This is a genomic window from Paenibacillus sp. Marseille-Q4541 (assembly GCF_018310695.1).
GTDB lineage: Bacteria > Bacillota > Bacilli > Paenibacillales > Paenibacillaceae > Paenibacillus.
The window spans coordinates 50274-66112 of the sequence record NZ_JAGXCY010000018.1 but is presented as its reverse complement, the minus strand read 5'-3'; the positions used below and the strand labels follow the sequence as shown (position 1 = coordinate 66112).

The window sequence follows — 15839 nt, the reverse complement described above, 5'->3', positions numbered from 1 at the left end:
ACACCTGTTTACTGTTAGATTAATAACGAAATTATAGTGGAAAAGCGGAGCGAGTGCAATAAAGATGGAAAAAAAGAAATTATATCACATCATAAGCTAGGGAAAGCATGCTATAATATTGTGCAAATGTTATAAATACAACGAAAAAGAGATGATCCCTTGAGTAATCCACTCCCCATGTATAAAGAAAAAACGAACGTATTTATGAATAAATATTTTACTGGAAAGACGCTTGATTACAGGCAAATTATCGCGATTATTATCCCGATATTTGTGGATCAAGCTTTTATTATTTTAATGGCTCTGTTGAATACGGCCATGATTGCATCTTCAGGTGTTGCAGCGGTCAGTGCTGTGAGTATGGTAGACTCGCTGAACATTTTCCTAATTAACGTATTTGTCGCGGTAGCCACCGGGGGAACGGTCATCGTTGCGCAGTATAAAGGAAGCGGCAATCAGGAGATGGTATCCAGGTCTGCTACGCAGGCGATTACCGCAGTAACGATTCTCTCCGTTGTTTTATGCCTGACGGTAATTGCTCTGCATACACCAATTCTCAATTTGTTATTTGGTCAGGCCGAGGCAGAAGTGTTTGAGAATGCAAGGATTTTTCTAATTGGAAGCTGTATTTCCTACCCATTCATCGCTATTTTTCAGGCAGTCACAGGTGTTCTTCGCGGGGTAGCAGAGACCAGGGCTTGTCTTGGATTGTCGCTCATCATGAATCTCACTTATCTTGTACTCAATATTTTACTTATCACGGTATTTGATATGGGAATTGTGGGGCTCATTATCTCTATGATCACGGCGCGGGTGCTGGGAATGGGAATCTCACTATATTACCTGATCAAAATTAACCAGACCTTGAAATACCGGATCAAAGAAGCGCTAAAGCTCGATTTTTCTATTCTCAAAAAAATTATGATGATCGGGGTTCCTTTTGCCGCGGAGCAAATGTTCTTTAATGGGGGGAAACTTCTAACCCAGACGTTTATTGTCCAGCTGGGGACGCTCGCGATTACGGTGAATGCCATTAGCGGTTCGATCTCGCTGTTGTTTCAAATCGGAGGAAGTGCGCTTAGTATTGCGGTTGTTACCGTAGTAGGCCAGTGTATCGGAAACGGAAGCATACCGGATGCAAGGAAGTTTATTAAGTCGTTTATTGGCTTGTCGACGGGTTTCTTCATTCTGGTAGCCGCGATTATTATTCCGCTATTTCCTTTCATTGTAGGGTTATTCTCGCCTCCGGTTGAGATCGTCCCTGATATTTTTGCACTGACACTGCTTATTGCTATTACCCAGCCGATTTTCTGGTCGGTCAGTTTCATTCTTCCTTCTGCACTGCGTGCTGCCGGGGACTCGAACTTTACTTCGGTGACTTCTTTACTCTCGATGTGGCTTCTTCGTGTCATTTTGGGTTATGTACTCGGAATTACGCTCGGACTCGGGATTATGGGGGTATGGATTGCCATGGTTACCGAATGGGGCGTGCGCGGTGTGATCTTCTGGTGGCGTTTCCGTGGAGACAAATGGTATAGAAGAAAATTAATTTAATAGATCATTGAATAGGAGAAAAGGGCTGAGAAATTGGCTCTCTTTTTTTATTCACCCCCCAATATCGTATTAAAAAATTATAATATGTCTAAACTTGAATTATTCATTTCAGTACGTGTTTATGATAAATTATAAAGGTTTGGAATAACCAACAACTGAGGGAGGCTTTCACATATTGGATTGGCAAGAGATTTTGTTTAAGTTTGTCGGGGGACTCGGCATTTTTCTGTTTGGTATTAAATATATGTCGGACGGTCTGCAAAAGTCGGCCGGAGACAAAATGCGTGGGATTCTGGAGAAATATACATCCCATCCTGTTCTGGGTGTGCTTGTTGGTATCGGGGTTACCTGTTTGATTCAGTCCTCAACCGGGACGACGGTCATGGCGATCGGTCTCGTCAATGCTGGTTTGATGACACTCAGACAGGCGATCGGAGTCGTACTTGGAGCGAATATCGGTACAACAATGACCGCTTTTATTGTAGGAATTAAAATCGAAGAGTATGCACTGCCTATTATTGCAGTAGGGGCATTCTTTTTATTTTTCTTAAATAAGAAAAAATTTCAATATATCGGGCAAGTCATCTTCGGTTTCGGTACCCTTTTCCTCGGACTTTCTACGATGGGAGGAGGCGTGAAGCCGCTTCGGGAACTGCCTGCTTTTACTGATTTTATGATACAGCTTGCTGATCAGCCTGTACTAGGATTGATTGTCGGTACGGTCTTTACGATGATTGTGCAGAGCTCAAGTGCGACGATCGGGATTCTACAAACTATTGCAGACGAAGGGATGATTAGTCTTCGCGGATCACTGCCGATTCTGTTTGGTGATAACATCGGGACCACTATAACTGCAGTGCTTGCTTCTATTGGAGCTTCCGTTGCAGCGAAACGGACAGCGATGGTGCATGTTATTTTTAACGTCTGCGGTGCCATTATCTTTATGATCTTGCTGCCTGTTGTACTATGGGTTGTACAATGGATGGGGGAAGGCATCAATATTCGGATGCAAATTGCATACGCTCATGGACTGTTTAACGTGACGAATACACTGATCTTCCTGCCACTGATTCCCGTGTTAGCATGGATTGTAACGAAAGCTATTCCGGGTAAAATGGAAGAGATTCAATTTAAGCCGATCTTTCTTGATGATCGTTTGCTCGCTACACCGGCGGTGGCATTAGGACAAGCTCAGCACGAGATTTTGCGGATGGGTCAGTATGCGAGAGAATCATTGCAAGATGCGACGAAGTTCTTTTTTAATCGAGATACGAAATTTGCAGATCTTGCATTGCAGAAGGAAGGGCTCATTAATGAGCTCAATCGCAAAATTACCGACTATATTATTCGGATTCACCAGAATAACGGACTGCCTGAGGGCGAATCGGAAAAAGCATCGGGCTGGTTCCAGACCGTCAGTGATATTGAACGGATCGGTGACCATGCGGAGAATGTGGTAGAGCTGGCTGAGTTCAGCATAAACAACAAGATGGAGTTCTCGGAAACCGCTACGAAAGAGCTTCAGGAGATGATGGAAGTCGCTGATCAGACCGTAGAAAAAGCACTGGTAGCGCTGGAGGAACAGAATGCCGAGGCAGCTAGAGCGGTAATGGAGCTGGAATCGAAACTCGATGAACTTGAGGTAACGTTCCGTAAAAATCACATCATGCGTCTAAACAAAAATATATGTGCAAGCGGAGCGGGTACGATCTACTTGGACCTGCTTACCAATCTCGAACGGATTGGAGATCATTGTAAAAATATTGCTCAATTCGTTCTGCACGAACAACATTAAATGAATAGGTAATATAAGAAACCGTCCTTTTGGCAATGCCGAAGGGGCGGTTATTTGTTGATATCTATACTTAACGGCAAATATTGACTCCCCTTAGGTACATGCTGCGTTCAAGTTCTCGCCTTGGACATAGTATGGCAACAAACTACGATTCGAAGATAGGACACTAGGTTTGGTGCCCCTAAGAGGTGAGAGGATTGAAACCGGAGGATGTGAAAATAAAGAGCGAAATCGCTCGGCTCGTTCATGAACTCGTATCGAAGCAGGAGGTGGATGGCGCTTGGCGATTTGTTTTTGAGACAGGTCCCATGACAGATGCTTCTATGCTTATGTTGTTAAGTATACTGGGTGCACGTAATGCGGCTCAGCTCGAAACTCAAGACTTTTATAAAGAATCATCCAAATGGATGACTCTGCTTGCCCAGCGGCTTATCAGGACGCAATCGGAGAATGGAGCCTGGAAACAGGCGGAGGATGATGAGGGGCATCTTTCATCAACAGTGGAGGCATATACCGCGCTGCTCATGACGGGTATTTTAAGCCGGGAAGATACACGAATGATTAAGGCCGAAATGTTTATTTTGCAAAATGGCGGGGTCGAAAAGGCTCATCCATCCACGAAATTTATGCTTGCCTTACATGGTTTGTATCCTTGGCCGAAAATGAATCCACTGCCCTTATTTTTGTTACACTTGCCCAAATGGGCACCGCTTAGCTTTCACAAGTGGACTTCCTACGTGCGGGCTCATTTCGCCCCGCTTCTCATCCTCAGCCATTTTAAATATAGAGTCCTTCAGCCATCTAATCGAAATATCCATCACCTCTATGCGACTCATAAATACGAGATGCTTGCAGATCAAACCTCGTTCACACCAAAATACGTTCACTTCCGTATGACAGAAACCGCTCTTCAAAAAGCAGAGCAATTCATCCTGCAGCAAATAGAAAAGGACGGAACGCTCTACAGCTATGCGAGTTCTACCTTTTTTATGATTTATGCCCTTCTTGCACTTGGTTATCAGAAAGATTCCCCAGTTATTACACAGGCTGTGCAGGGGTTGTTGTCTTTTGGGGTGATCAGCAGCACAAACAGCGAGGCCCATATTCAAAATTCGCCCTCTACCTTATGGGACACCGCACTTGTCAGTTATGCTCTCCAGCAAGCAGGTATTCCAGAGGAGGCTTCCGTTATCCGTAAATCGGTTCGTTATTTGCTACGATTTCAGCAGCGGGAGAAAAGAAAGGTTCACGGCGGGAACAATACTCACTATACAGGAGGCTGGGGGTTCTCGGAGAGCAATGCTTCGAATCCGGATGTAGATGATACGCAAGCGGCTATGCGGGCGATTAGTGGAATGATTGGGCGAAATACCGAGGTTCAGGAGGCTTGGAGAAGAGGACTAAGCTACCTGTTTACCATGCAAAATAAAGACGGAGGCTGGGCCGCTTTTGAGAAAAATAGTGCCGTAGTTTCTTCTCGCTGGCTTTCGATCCGTAATTTCTCAGATACTGCGTCCGATCCCTCCGCTGCGGATGTGACTGGACGGACGCTTGAGATGCTCGGAACCTACGGTAGACTGACTTCGGCACACCCTCGAATAGAGAAAGGAACAGACTGGCTCATACAGCATCAAGAACAGGACGGGTCTTGGTATGGACGCTGGGGAGTTACTTATATTTATGGAACATGGGCAGCGGTGACAGGACTTTGTGCGGTAGGCGTGCCAAAGGATCATCCGGTCATTCGAAAAGCAGCCTGCTGGCTTCAGCGGATCAAGCTGCAAGATGGTGGTTGGGGTGAGTCTTGCCGAAGCGATGTATTGAGGCATTATGTGCCTGCTCCCTATTCTACGATCGTTCATACTGCTTGGGCACTGGATACGCTCATTGCGATTTATGATGAACCAACCGAAGCAATGAAGAGTGCAATGGAAAAGTTGATCGAATGGAATCAGGACCTGGTAAGTAAACGAAGAGAATATCCGACGGGAGCAGGACTGCCGGGTCATTTTTATATCTATTATCATAGTTATCCTTACATCTGGCCTTTGCTAACGCTGAGTCATTATGAGCAGAAATATGGCTGACGGTTAGATACGATTACTCGGACGCTATCATGAGTCTATTTCTATAGATTATAGCTAAATACCCTGTCCAATAGAGTAGCGGAAGCATATGCTGGATTATCCGTCATAGAGCTGATGAAGCGAAGTTTAATAGCTGAAGAAGAGTGAAAAGCTTGTAGACGAGAATTTGGCGAATCCAGAAGGAGACAATAAGCATGGCAGAGCTTGACCCTCGCTTAATGGGAACGTTCCGTAACAAAATGATGAATCCGAGACATTTTCATAATGTATGCGGTATTCTCCGGAAACAAAAATATCAGGATTTGAAATGTCATCATAAATGCTGCGGCATGATTGATCAGCTGTCCGACTGTCTTGGCGTACGGGTTCATCCGCATGAAAGAGAGAACGCAGCGCAGTGGCTTATGGGATGCTGTGTAGATCCTCAAAACCGTGATCACCGCAGACAGATGTGGAGAATGGTGTGTGGGAGATAGTTATTTTCATAGAGGACTTATGTAGAAAAGAGACTCCACAGCGGTAGTCTCTTTTTCCAATCTCATACTTATTATCCTTCAATCATTGGTAAATAAGGGATTTCTCTATCATTTACAACGGCAATGTAAAACGACTGGTTTGTCTCATATATTTTGCAACCTACAGGAAGACGGCTCGCAGTTTCATTTTCAAAAAGTTCAGGTTCCGAAGTTTGCTTCGTAATTTCCCCGGCTACTTTTCCTAAAGTATAGTCCATCTTCTGAACCCAATCGATGTCTTCTGCGTTCGAATATACAGTGCCTCTCAGTAGAAAGATATCTGCGTCGGCTAGGGTAAGAAAATCTCCTGGTCCTGGGTTACTTGTAGATTGAATTTTTGTACCTTTCTCATCGATACATCCAGACAGAATAACAAGGATTAACAACAACGGGGTTATAAACATTTGGAAACGTAGGATCTGGGAAAAAGATATGGTGATTCCTCCTTATAAGCAGAATCCCTCGCAGGGGTTAGAGAAATTAATCATTTCTTATACTGTAAGACGGTGGCGCTGTATTAATGTTGCAAATGCACAGTATGAAGAACTATTGTAATAACTAATTCCATTTTATTCATTGTGAATGTGATCTGGTTTGGTTAGAATGTTAGCGCAGCAAGATCAGACATCAGGAGGAATTAGGGTATTGGTAATCAAGTGGATTGTAATAGCAGTTTGTGTGTACATATTGATAGGTGTCATTTATGCTTATCGCTTTATGTCTAAGGAATTACCTGAGTTTCTTGCAGAAGAGATGCATGAAGATGATGAGTATTTCACGGAAATGAACCAGGCTCGGAACGAATCGAGAAGGAATTGTGCTAAGAACCGATGAGCAGTGGGAAGAAGTATTTCATAGAGAAACGGCTCTCGATGCAATGAAGTATGGCAAAAAATAAGAGCGTAAGATAAAGATGAATATGGCATAATTCTTAGAGATCCCTCCAATCATCCGCAAGATGCGAAGTTTCACGAACACGTAGACTCCGATGGTTATGAGGGTTTTATTTTATAGTTCTAAAAACCTAACGAGAGAAATCAGAAGAGATAATACATTATATAATTTTACAAATTTGAAATAATTTAATGATTATTCTATAAACTTATCGATAATTATACCGATATAATAGGAATAAATAACTAGAAAAAAAGATGTTCTTTGTCAAATATGCATACATAAGACCTATATTCAAAAGGAAGATGGATCGTAGTGACAAGCAACTTTTTTAACAACAAATAGGAGTGTGGAATAGTGAGAGTCGTATTAGCTAATGAAGCAGGAGTAACGAAGGACGTTAAAGTAGGGTTCAGCTGGACAACATTTTTCTTTACATTCTTTCCTGCGTTATTCCGGGGAGATCTCAAGTGGGCATTCATTATGTTTCTTCTTACCGTTGCCTTTGGTTCTTTCACATTTGGAATTGGTGGATGGGTTTGTGGGCTCGTGTTTGCTTTCGTCTACAACAAGATCTATATTAAAGAGCTTCTGGAAAAAGGATACCGTCCAGTGAATGAGTACGATCGCGCAGCACTAGAAAATAGAAATATCATATCTCGAATGGCATAAATCAAAAAAGAACCTTTTAACGATCTTCGTTAGAAGGTTCTTTTTGCATTTTATAGGCCGATCGAATTCCTTCGCTCACCCAAAGATCCTATGCTGATGGCAATCAGAAACTGTGCACTGTAGTAAGTCGTCATAATGAGCACACCCGAATAAGAAACAGGGGAGATAAACATATTCCAGGATAAAATGGAATCAGAAATAACAAACAGAAGACTGCCGATCCCGGCAATGAGGTTACCTGTCATTAGAGCAGACCATAACATCAGCGAGATGACTGTGACATAAGCCAAAACAGGTAAGATAAGTGCATCATCACCGGAAAGTTGGAGGGACTCGACTAATCGATGTCCCATAAACCAGGCATAACATCCGATAGGGAGAAGACTGATCATTCGGATCGGTGAATAGCGCCACTGGCTTATAAATGCACTGAGATAGAACAGATGGCCGATTAAAAAAGCGGTGAGTCCAACTACAAACCAGACGAGTAATCCATCGCCGAGCATACAGAAGAACAATCCCGCAAGCAGTAACCAGTGAACGGGACGTTTTTTGGCTTGAAACTGAAGGAATCCATAGAGGAGAATTAGCCACATCGGAATGAGTTTAAATAATAACTTGATTGCAAGCGGATCTTCAGGAATGAAAAAGATGTACAGCACACTCATCATCAAAATCACAAATGGAAGTGCATATTTTACTGAACGTGGCATTGGATAACGCTCCTTTTTATGGGGCAGAGTTTCGTTGATCTAGGATAAAGACGGTACAGTTATATATGCTCATAGAGATCATAATAGAATCGTAGTCAGACAGCAAATAAAATACTCATTTACGACCGTAGCGCTATAAAACAAAAGATCCATGGCGCACCGGAAAAAGTCCATTGATAACGGTTATCAACAAACATATAATGATAATCATTATCAATTACTCGTCTACATAGAGAGATAACAATAAATCAGGGGGAATCGTTGTAATGAAAAAAGGGTCATGGAAGTTAGGAATTATCGCTTTAACAATGGTTGTTATGGCGGCATGTGGTAATCAGGAAGGGGCAGGTAGTGAGACGAATAACGCTGCACAGCAGCAAGTAACAGCAGATAGCACAACAGCGACGGATAGCTCGGAAAATAACGCTCCAGAAGCAGATAAAGCTACTGCGGAAGTCAACGTAGATGAAGCACAAGTAGAACAAATTTTATCTCAATTTGATAATAAAACACCAAGCACTACAGTAACGCTATCCGTTGCGATTGCGGAAATCTTTAATGATCTCGGTCTGCCACTCGCGGGTGTACCAACTACACAGAGTGAACTGCCGGAAGCTTATAAAGATGTACAGAAAGTAGGATCATCTCATCAGCCGGATCTTGAAATGATGGCAAGCCTTTCGCCTGACGTAATACTGTCACCAGAATCTATCAAAGATAGCATCAACAAAATGCTAGAGCCTGCTGCTCTAAAAGGAGCTTATCTCCCAGTAGATTCTCTGGATGGGCTCAAAGCATCGATGGTTGCCATGGGACGTCTCTATGGTAAAGAAGCTGAGGCGGAGCAGGTGCTGAGCTCTTTTGCTGAACAGGAAGCAGAAATTGTGAAATCAGTAGAAGGTAAAGAAGCCCCTTCTGTTATGTTTTTATTTGGTTCTACCGATTATCTTATGCTTATGAATGAAGATACGTTTGCAGGTAGTCTCGCTAGAAATCTGGGAGCAACGAACGTTCTTGCAGAAACGATGAAATCTACCGAAACTTATGTTCCTTTTAATATGGAAAGTATAGTAGAAGCCGATCCAGATGTAATCTTACTTGTGGCTCACGGTGATGCGGAAGCGGTAGCGAAGAAGTTCGAGGAAGATGTGAAGAAAAACGGAGCTTGGGAAAAAATGAGCGCCTTCAAGAATGGAAAAATGCAGACGCTGGATTACAACCTGTTCGGTGTTGCTTCACTGTCTAAAACTCCAGATGCGTATAAAGCACTTTCCTCCGTCTTATATGGAGAATAGGGGGAGCATGAGCTTGTGAATACACCAAGGCAGCAGAGAAACCGAAAGTTTCTTCTTGCAATTACTTATCTCATTTTACTGATCTTCGTCATTCTTGCCATTGGGATCGGCAGTGTTAGGTTGTCTCCCGCTGAAGTCCTCCAGACAATCACTGGGTCGGGCAGTGAGCAGTGGAACACGATCTTATGGAATATTCGTATTCCTCGTGTGTTACTTGCTCTCATCATCGGGGCTAATCTGGCGGTATCGGGCGCGCTGCTTCAAGCTGTAATGCATAACCCGCTCGCGGACCCTGGACTGACTGGGGTTTCCAGCGGAGCTGCCGTAACCGTGCTCTTTATTATGCTGGTGATGCCGGAGTTCTCGTCGTTTATCCCGATTGCTGCCATCGTAGGTGGAGGGATCGCTGCTGCCATGGTTTACGGATGGGCTTGGACCAAGACACAAGGAATAACGCCCATCCGCATTATTTTATCAGGGGTAGCGGTGAATGCCGTCTTTGGCGGTGTCATTGGGCTTCTTTCTATTCTGTACAGTGATAAATTACCAGCAGCTCTTTCATGGATGAACGGAAGTTTGTCTGGAAAAGGAATGGATGCCGTACTTACGATCCTCCCCTACTCAGTTGCGGGATGGATTATGGCATTTCTGTGCATAAGGCAGGCCAATATTTTACGGCTGGGTGAGCAGGCAGCGCACAACCTCGGACAAAATATTAACCGGGTACGGTTTACGCTTTCTTTTGTTGCTGTCTTCCTTGCTTCTGTCTCTGTATCCATGGTAGGACTTGTCGGCTTTGTCGGACTCATCGTTCCACATATGGCACGCATGATGATCGGTTCTGATTATAAATACAGTATTCCTTTCAGTCTGGCTCTTGGCGCCGTAGTCTTGATTGCCGCTGATACGATCGGAAGATCGATGTTTAGTCCGCTTGAAATTCCGGCAGGTATTGTGATGGCGATGGTAGGAGGACCTTATTTTCTATACCTGATGCGAAAAGGAGGAGCGTAGCATGTTGCAGGTGGAATCGGTACATGTACATTACGGGGAACGCCCGATCGTTCAGAACCTGTCGCTCACCGTTCAAAAAGGAGAGATTGTCTCCATTATTGGACCAAATGGATCAGGGAAATCAACGCTGCTCAAAAGCATATCTGGCCTTATTCCTTACGAAAGCGGAGGGGTCACGATTGACGGCAAGGAACTCCAGAAAATGAATGTTCGGGAAGTAGCTAAGCAGCTATGTATGCTGTCCCAGTCGAATGTAAGTCCTATGGATATGACGGTTGGGGATCTGGTCAGTTTTGGCCGGATGCCGCATAAAAAATGGTATGAACAATTGACTCAGGGAGACCGAGAGATCATTCAGTGGGCGCTTGAACAGACGAATATGGTCAAATACGAGAAAAGGTTGGTTAACTCTTTATCAGGCGGGGAGTCAAGAAAAGCTTGGCTTGCCATGGCACTCGCACAACGTCCCAAACTGTTGCTGCTAGATGAACCGACCACATATCTCGATATCGCGCATCAACTGGATGTTCTGGAACTGGTCAAGACGCTGAATAAGGAACTTGGGATTACCGTAGTAATGGTGCTGCACGATCTGAACCACGCGAGTCTTTACAGCGATAAAGTTTGTGTCATTCAGGATGGGGAGCGAAAAGCATATGGAACCCCTGAGGACATTTTGAACGAAGAATTAATACGAAGTGTGTACCGCGTAGAAGCGGAAGTGGAATTATCGAAAGAGAGAAAACCAAGAATTCATGTGCTTCATAAAATTTAGGATAGAGCGGGTGGAGAGTTCATGAACATGAACCAAATAGATATTACAGCAATAAAGAACAAGTATTTGCAATTTATAGGAGAGCTAAGGTCAGTAATGTTAAGCACCTTGGATGAAGAGGGAAATCCCTTCATTTCCTATGCTCCTTTTGTAGCGTATGAAAATAAAATCTACATCTATATTAGCCGGATCGCGAACCACTATCATCATATGGATCGATATCCACGAGTGGACGTGCTGTTGGTTGAAGATGAAGCAAATTCAGGGAATCTTTTCGCAAGACAGCGGGCGCGTTTCCCTTGTACAGCGAAGAATGTGGGTAACGAAGGAAATGAAGAAGTATTTGCTCTTTTTGAAGAGCAATTTCCAGCGAAAATGGTGACCATGCTGCGAGGTTTAGATTTCTCCTTGTTCGAGCTTACTCCGCAAGAAGGAAGATATGTGGCAGGCTTTGGTCTCGCCTTTGATCTGGACCTTGCGGGAGAAGAGATTAAACATGTGGCTCGAGACGGACATACCAGCGGGGCTGGTGCCAAATAGTAAGGGATATAGGAGAAAGAGGAAAGAACCAAGAAGACACGATGAGAGGAGGAAAATAGGATGTCTACGTTTGATACAATTATGCCGGTCTGGAATGCAATTCAAAGCCGTTTTCATAATATGGTTACGCAACTGACTACAGAGGAACTAGCACTTCAGATGGACGAGTCCACTATAGGTTACATGCTAAGACATAACGCCGAAGTGGAGTATATGTTTGCAGCTTGGTTTTTTAATAAACCGATGCCAGAGGGGCTTGCTATTCATACGGGCCGCGGAGCGTCACGCAGTAAAGCAACATTTACAAACTTAGAAGAGCTAGTGCAGTTCTTGGAAGCTTCTCAAACCTGGCTTATTCAGGGGATGTCGGAGCTGTCTGAGGAAGAGTGGAATGAGGTGAAAAAATGTCCTATTGGCGATTCCACACCGCTTGAGGCGGTAGGTCGTCTCATGTATCATACCGGCATTCATGCGGGACAAATCTCATATTTACGGAAGCTGCATGCAGCGAAGCAAGTATAGAGATTTAGTAGTTTGATAAGAAACATACGAAGTGCCAAGACATAATAGAGTTAAACGCATAAATAGAGAGCCTGCAAGTGGGCAGATCGAAAGCTCGGGAGACAAATCTCTCGGGCTTTTTTCGTGTATACAATACGGAGAATGAGCACCAAATTATTGAAATAAAGGTTTTGTATAGCCATTATTTGGCTTATTATATTACATAACTTGGAATCTGAGTTCTGGCTTGGCTTTTTAATTAGCAACGGATATCAAGGGGGTTGATTGTTATTAAGGTGAAATTTCGACCATTAAGGGTGCTCTTAGCTTGTATTATCATCATTTTATTGGCCCTGGGATTTCAAAAAATATATAACGACAACATGGAAAAGAAAATGCATAACCAAGCTTTGATTACGCAGGCCAAAATTACAGCCATCCAATATTTAAAAGACAAGTATGAGCTCGATGTGGAGATAACGGGGCAAGAAGTACTTCCTGGATATATAACGAGCAAGGTCCTTTTAGAGGGAAATGTAGTGGGTAGTACAGAACAACATTTTAACATTTCTGTCGATTACAAAACGAACGAGACATCCAATTTTGCCATGAGTCCAGAACTGGTTGCTGCAATAAGAGCAAAGGGCTATGACCCTTTTATCAAGAAAAAGTAAGGCATAGGTGTATGCAGGATTAACGATTACAAATGTTGCGGAAATGCGATATATAGCTTTGAACAGAGCATAACATTCTAGCCTAAACTTAAGAATAACGTTACAATAGCTAAATAACAAAACTTACCAATAGAGGTGAAGTAATGGGAGAGTTTCTCTGTATGAACCATCCTCACAAGCAGGCTGTTGCTCAGTGCAGAAGGTGTGGTAAGCCATTATGTGAGGAGTGTTATGATCCAGCGACTGGATACTGCCTTCATCACTGTACCCCAAATGGGATATCTTCTACGGAGGAACAAAAGGGTAAGAAAAGTGTCCTCCTGCAAGTGCTTATTGCCATTCTTGCCATTATTGGGGGACTGACGGTTCTTTTGATCTCGATCTGCGGTGCCCTGCTGCTATCTTACTAATTATATTTCGTGTACATCATCACTTTATTATTTGGATCAAGGAGTGGGCAGATGGATTTCCCTGTGTATCTGTATTTAGGATCCTTGCGGATACATCCGCATGTGTTATTTGAGTCGCTTAGCTACTTTTTAGGGTTCCGACTATATCTTTGGACACGCAGACCGAGCGGTATGTCGGGCCTGATGAGTCTGCAAATCCTTGCGGGAACGATCTTAGGCGCAGCGATTGGCGCAAAACTGTTATTTTGGCTGGAGGATCCGGCCGCTACCTGGGAAGAGCTCAGTAGACTTAATATCTTATGGGGAGGCAAGACGATCGTAGGTGGTTTACTCGGCGGGCTTATTGGGGTAGAGCTTACCAAACGATGGGTTGGCTGGTCCCATTCCACGGGAGATGATTTCGTATATCCGCTTATTCTTGGTCTATGCATAGGGAGAATCGGATGTTTCCTCACGGGGCTTGATGACCATACCTACGGTACGCCGACAACATGGATCACCGGTGTAGACTTTGGCGATGGGATCTATCGCCATCCTGCCCAGCTATATGAGATTGCCTTCCTCATTCTGCTGGCTGCTGTACTGATCCCATTTTATCGACAGAGCCGTGGAAAAGGCTCCGCTTCTTCTACTCGCGTAAGTTACACATCAGGGCGTATGTTCCAATGGTTTATGGCCGGGTATCTGTTGTTCCGTTTTGTGATTGAGTGGATCAAGCCGACACTACACCCTTACCTCGGGCTTAACAATATTCAGCTCGCCTGTATCGCTGGCTTGATCTATTATGCTTGGCTGATCAGAAGCAAGAACAATTTAGATCAAAAGATAAGTAGTACACATATGAAAGCTTAATCTATACCCTAAAAAGGAGCGATTCGATGCCTAACCGTCCTTATCTCTATCACGAGCTAACGAATAGCATATGTACCACATGTTATCGTAAAGTCGAAGCCAAGATTACCGAAGAAGACGGCAAAATCTATATGGTCAAAAGATGTCTCATTCACGGGCCGGAAAAGGTGCTTATCTCCACGGATGTGGAGTACTACCATCAGACCCGCAGGTTTATTAAGCCTTCGGAAATGCCGCTCGTCTGGAATACGCCGATCCGATATGGATGTCCTTATGACTGCGGACTATGTCCCGATCATGAGCAGCATAGCTGCCTAACCTTGCTGGAGATTACAGATCACTGCAATTTGCAGTGTCCGATATGTTTTGCTGAATCCTCACCGCATCGCACCTCTTATCGATCACTTACTCAAATTGAATTTATGTTAGACCGGATTATCGAAAATGAAGGCGAAGCGGATATTGTGCAAATTAGCGGTGGAGAGCCGACAACACATCCCGATTTTTTTGAGATTTTGGATATGTGTAAGTCACGTCCCATTAAGCATATTATGGTGAACACGAACGGAATTCGAATTGCACAGGATCGCGAGTTTGCGCGTCAGTTATCTGAATATGCTCCTGGGTTTGAAGTTTATTTGCAGTTTGACAGTTTTGAAGCACATGTATTAAAGGAACTAAGAGGAGCAGATCTGAGACGGATACGCCAGCAGGCGATTGACCATTTAAATGAATTCAACATTTCTACTACCCTTGTCGTCACACTGAAAAAAGGTCTAAATGACGGGGAGATCGGTGACATTATTCAGTATGGTCTTAAGCAAAAGGCAGTTCGTGGAGTGACGATCCAGCCCATTCAGGCAGCAGGTCGGTTAGAAGGATATGATCCTGCAACGGATCGTCTGACAGTGAGTGAAGTGAGGCAGATGATTATTGACCAGTCTGAAGTTTTTGGGGCAGAAGATATTTTGCCGGTTCCTTGTCATCCAGACTGTTTGGCAATGGGATATGCGCTAAAGCTTGGCGGACAAGTCATACCGCTGACAGGAATGATTGATCCCGACATTTTGCTGGAAGGTGACAGTAACACGATTGTATTTGAACAAGATCCTGTGATCCGAGATAAAATGTTTGAACTATTGTCGACCGGCCATTCGCCAGAGTCTTCTGCCCTTTCGCTCAAAAGTCTGTTATGTTGCTTGCCGCTTGCAGCTGTTCCAGAGGAGATTACTTATGACAACGTGTTCCGGGTCATTATTATGCAGTTCCTAGATGCCCATAACTTTGATGTGCGTTCTGTCAAAAAGTCCTGCGTCCACATTGTTCATCCCGACGGACGGATGATTCCTTTTGACACCTACAATTTGTTCTATCGGGACGATAAGGAAGAACTGCTGAAAGAACGAAAAAACGAGATTGTAACGGCTTGGGACAGAGAAGCTAAGATTGTACCTATGAATGAAAATTAACATGCATATAAAGCGATCCATTGAAATGGATTGGTGATGGATTCAGTTAGAAGAATTTGATTCAAGTAATACTTAATAT

The 15839-nt window shown here is 43.7% G+C and carries 17 protein-coding genes; 15 read left to right on the top strand and 2 right to left on the bottom strand.

Going from position 1 to position 15839, the window contains the following annotated elements; translation table 11 throughout:
* Positions 1-177 precede the first annotated feature (177 nt).
* From KFT32_RS17205 to KFT32_RS17190, 4 genes are all read left to right on the top strand, one after another.
* The gene (locus tag KFT32_RS17205) at positions 178-1554 is read left to right on the top strand and encodes an MATE family efflux transporter (protein ID WP_211748500.1); all 1377 of its coding nucleotides are present in this window, start codon (positions 178-180) and stop codon (positions 1552-1554) included.
* A 175-nt stretch (positions 1555-1729) separates the two neighbouring features.
* On the top strand, positions 1730-3349 hold the full coding sequence (locus KFT32_RS17200; RefSeq protein ID WP_211748467.1) for a Na/Pi cotransporter family protein: 1620 nt from the start codon (positions 1730-1732) through the stop codon (positions 3347-3349).
* A gap of 197 nt (positions 3350-3546) precedes the next feature.
* Positions 3547-5436, top strand: coding sequence for a terpene cyclase/mutase family protein (locus KFT32_RS17195; protein ID WP_249435948.1), 1890 nt, complete (start codon positions 3547-3549; stop codon positions 5434-5436).
* Between the two features lie 194 nt (positions 5437-5630).
* A complete protein-coding gene (locus KFT32_RS17190) occupies positions 5631-5912 on the top strand; it encodes a hypothetical protein (RefSeq protein WP_211748466.1) in 282 nt (93 codons plus the stop codon).
* A gap of 71 nt (positions 5913-5983) precedes the next feature.
* Here KFT32_RS17190 and KFT32_RS17185 read toward each other — a convergent pair whose 3' ends face one another.
* The gene (locus KFT32_RS17185) at positions 5984-6355 is read right to left on the bottom strand and encodes a hypothetical protein (RefSeq protein WP_211748465.1); all 372 of its coding nucleotides are present in this window, start codon (positions 6353-6355) and stop codon (positions 5984-5986) included.
* Between the two features lie 241 nt (positions 6356-6596).
* Between KFT32_RS17185 and KFT32_RS17180 the strand changes: the two genes are divergently transcribed.
* Both KFT32_RS17180 and KFT32_RS17175 read left to right on the top strand, forming a co-directional pair.
* Positions 6597-6785 (top strand): hypothetical protein, encoded by a 189-nt coding sequence (locus KFT32_RS17180; protein WP_211748464.1) that lies wholly within the window; start codon positions 6597-6599, stop codon positions 6783-6785.
* 417 nt (positions 6786-7202) lie between these two features.
* Positions 7203-7517 (top strand): DUF2628 domain-containing protein, encoded by a 315-nt coding sequence (locus KFT32_RS17175; RefSeq protein WP_211748463.1) that lies wholly within the window; start codon positions 7203-7205, stop codon positions 7515-7517.
* Between the two features lie 50 nt (positions 7518-7567).
* Here KFT32_RS17175 and KFT32_RS17170 read toward each other — a convergent pair whose 3' ends face one another.
* Positions 7568-8230 carry a lysoplasmalogenase gene (locus KFT32_RS17170; protein ID WP_211748462.1) on the bottom strand — a complete coding sequence of 221 codons (663 nt, stop codon included), beginning with the start codon at positions 8228-8230 and terminating at the stop codon, positions 7568-7570.
* A gap of 266 nt (positions 8231-8496) precedes the next feature.
* On the opposite strand from KFT32_RS17170, the gene KFT32_RS17165 reads away from it, so the two are divergent.
* From KFT32_RS17165 to KFT32_RS17125, 9 genes are all read left to right on the top strand, one after another.
* Positions 8497-9525, top strand: a complete 1029-nt coding sequence (locus KFT32_RS17165) for a helical backbone metal receptor (RefSeq protein WP_211748461.1) — start codon at positions 8497-8499, stop codon at positions 9523-9525.
* A 60-nt stretch (positions 9526-9585) separates the two neighbouring features.
* Positions 9586-10539 carry a FecCD family ABC transporter permease gene (locus KFT32_RS17160; RefSeq protein ID WP_481856348.1) on the top strand — a complete coding sequence of 318 codons (954 nt, stop codon included), beginning with the start codon at positions 9586-9588 and terminating at the stop codon, positions 10537-10539.
* A 1-nt stretch (position 10540) separates the two neighbouring features.
* Positions 10541-11314 carry an ABC transporter ATP-binding protein gene (locus tag KFT32_RS17155; RefSeq protein WP_211748459.1) on the top strand — a complete coding sequence of 258 codons (774 nt, stop codon included), beginning with the start codon at positions 10541-10543 and terminating at the stop codon, positions 11312-11314.
* Positions 11315-11335: 21 nt separating this feature from the next.
* Complete coding sequence (locus KFT32_RS17150; protein WP_349304922.1) at positions 11336-11854, top strand: HugZ family pyridoxamine 5'-phosphate oxidase; 519 nt, start codon at positions 11336-11338, stop codon at positions 11852-11854.
* Positions 11855-11914: 60 nt separating this feature from the next.
* Complete coding sequence (locus KFT32_RS17145) at positions 11915-12376, top strand: DinB family protein (RefSeq protein WP_211748458.1); 462 nt, start codon at positions 11915-11917, stop codon at positions 12374-12376.
* Between the two features lie 374 nt (positions 12377-12750).
* Complete coding sequence (locus KFT32_RS17140) at positions 12751-13029, top strand: hypothetical protein (RefSeq protein ID WP_249435947.1); 279 nt, start codon at positions 12751-12753, stop codon at positions 13027-13029.
* Between the two features lie 161 nt (positions 13030-13190).
* The gene (locus KFT32_RS17135) at positions 13191-13439 is read left to right on the top strand and encodes a hypothetical protein (protein WP_211748457.1); all 249 of its coding nucleotides are present in this window, start codon (positions 13191-13193) and stop codon (positions 13437-13439) included.
* Positions 13440-13490: 51 nt separating this feature from the next.
* Positions 13491-14291 carry a prolipoprotein diacylglyceryl transferase gene (locus KFT32_RS17130; RefSeq protein WP_211748456.1) on the top strand — a complete coding sequence of 267 codons (801 nt, stop codon included), beginning with the start codon at positions 13491-13493 and terminating at the stop codon, positions 14289-14291.
* Positions 14292-14317: 26 nt separating this feature from the next.
* On the top strand, positions 14318-15760 hold the full coding sequence (locus KFT32_RS17125; RefSeq protein ID WP_211748455.1) for a radical SAM protein: 1443 nt from the start codon (positions 14318-14320) through the stop codon (positions 15758-15760).
* Positions 15761-15839: the final 79 nt, after the last annotated feature.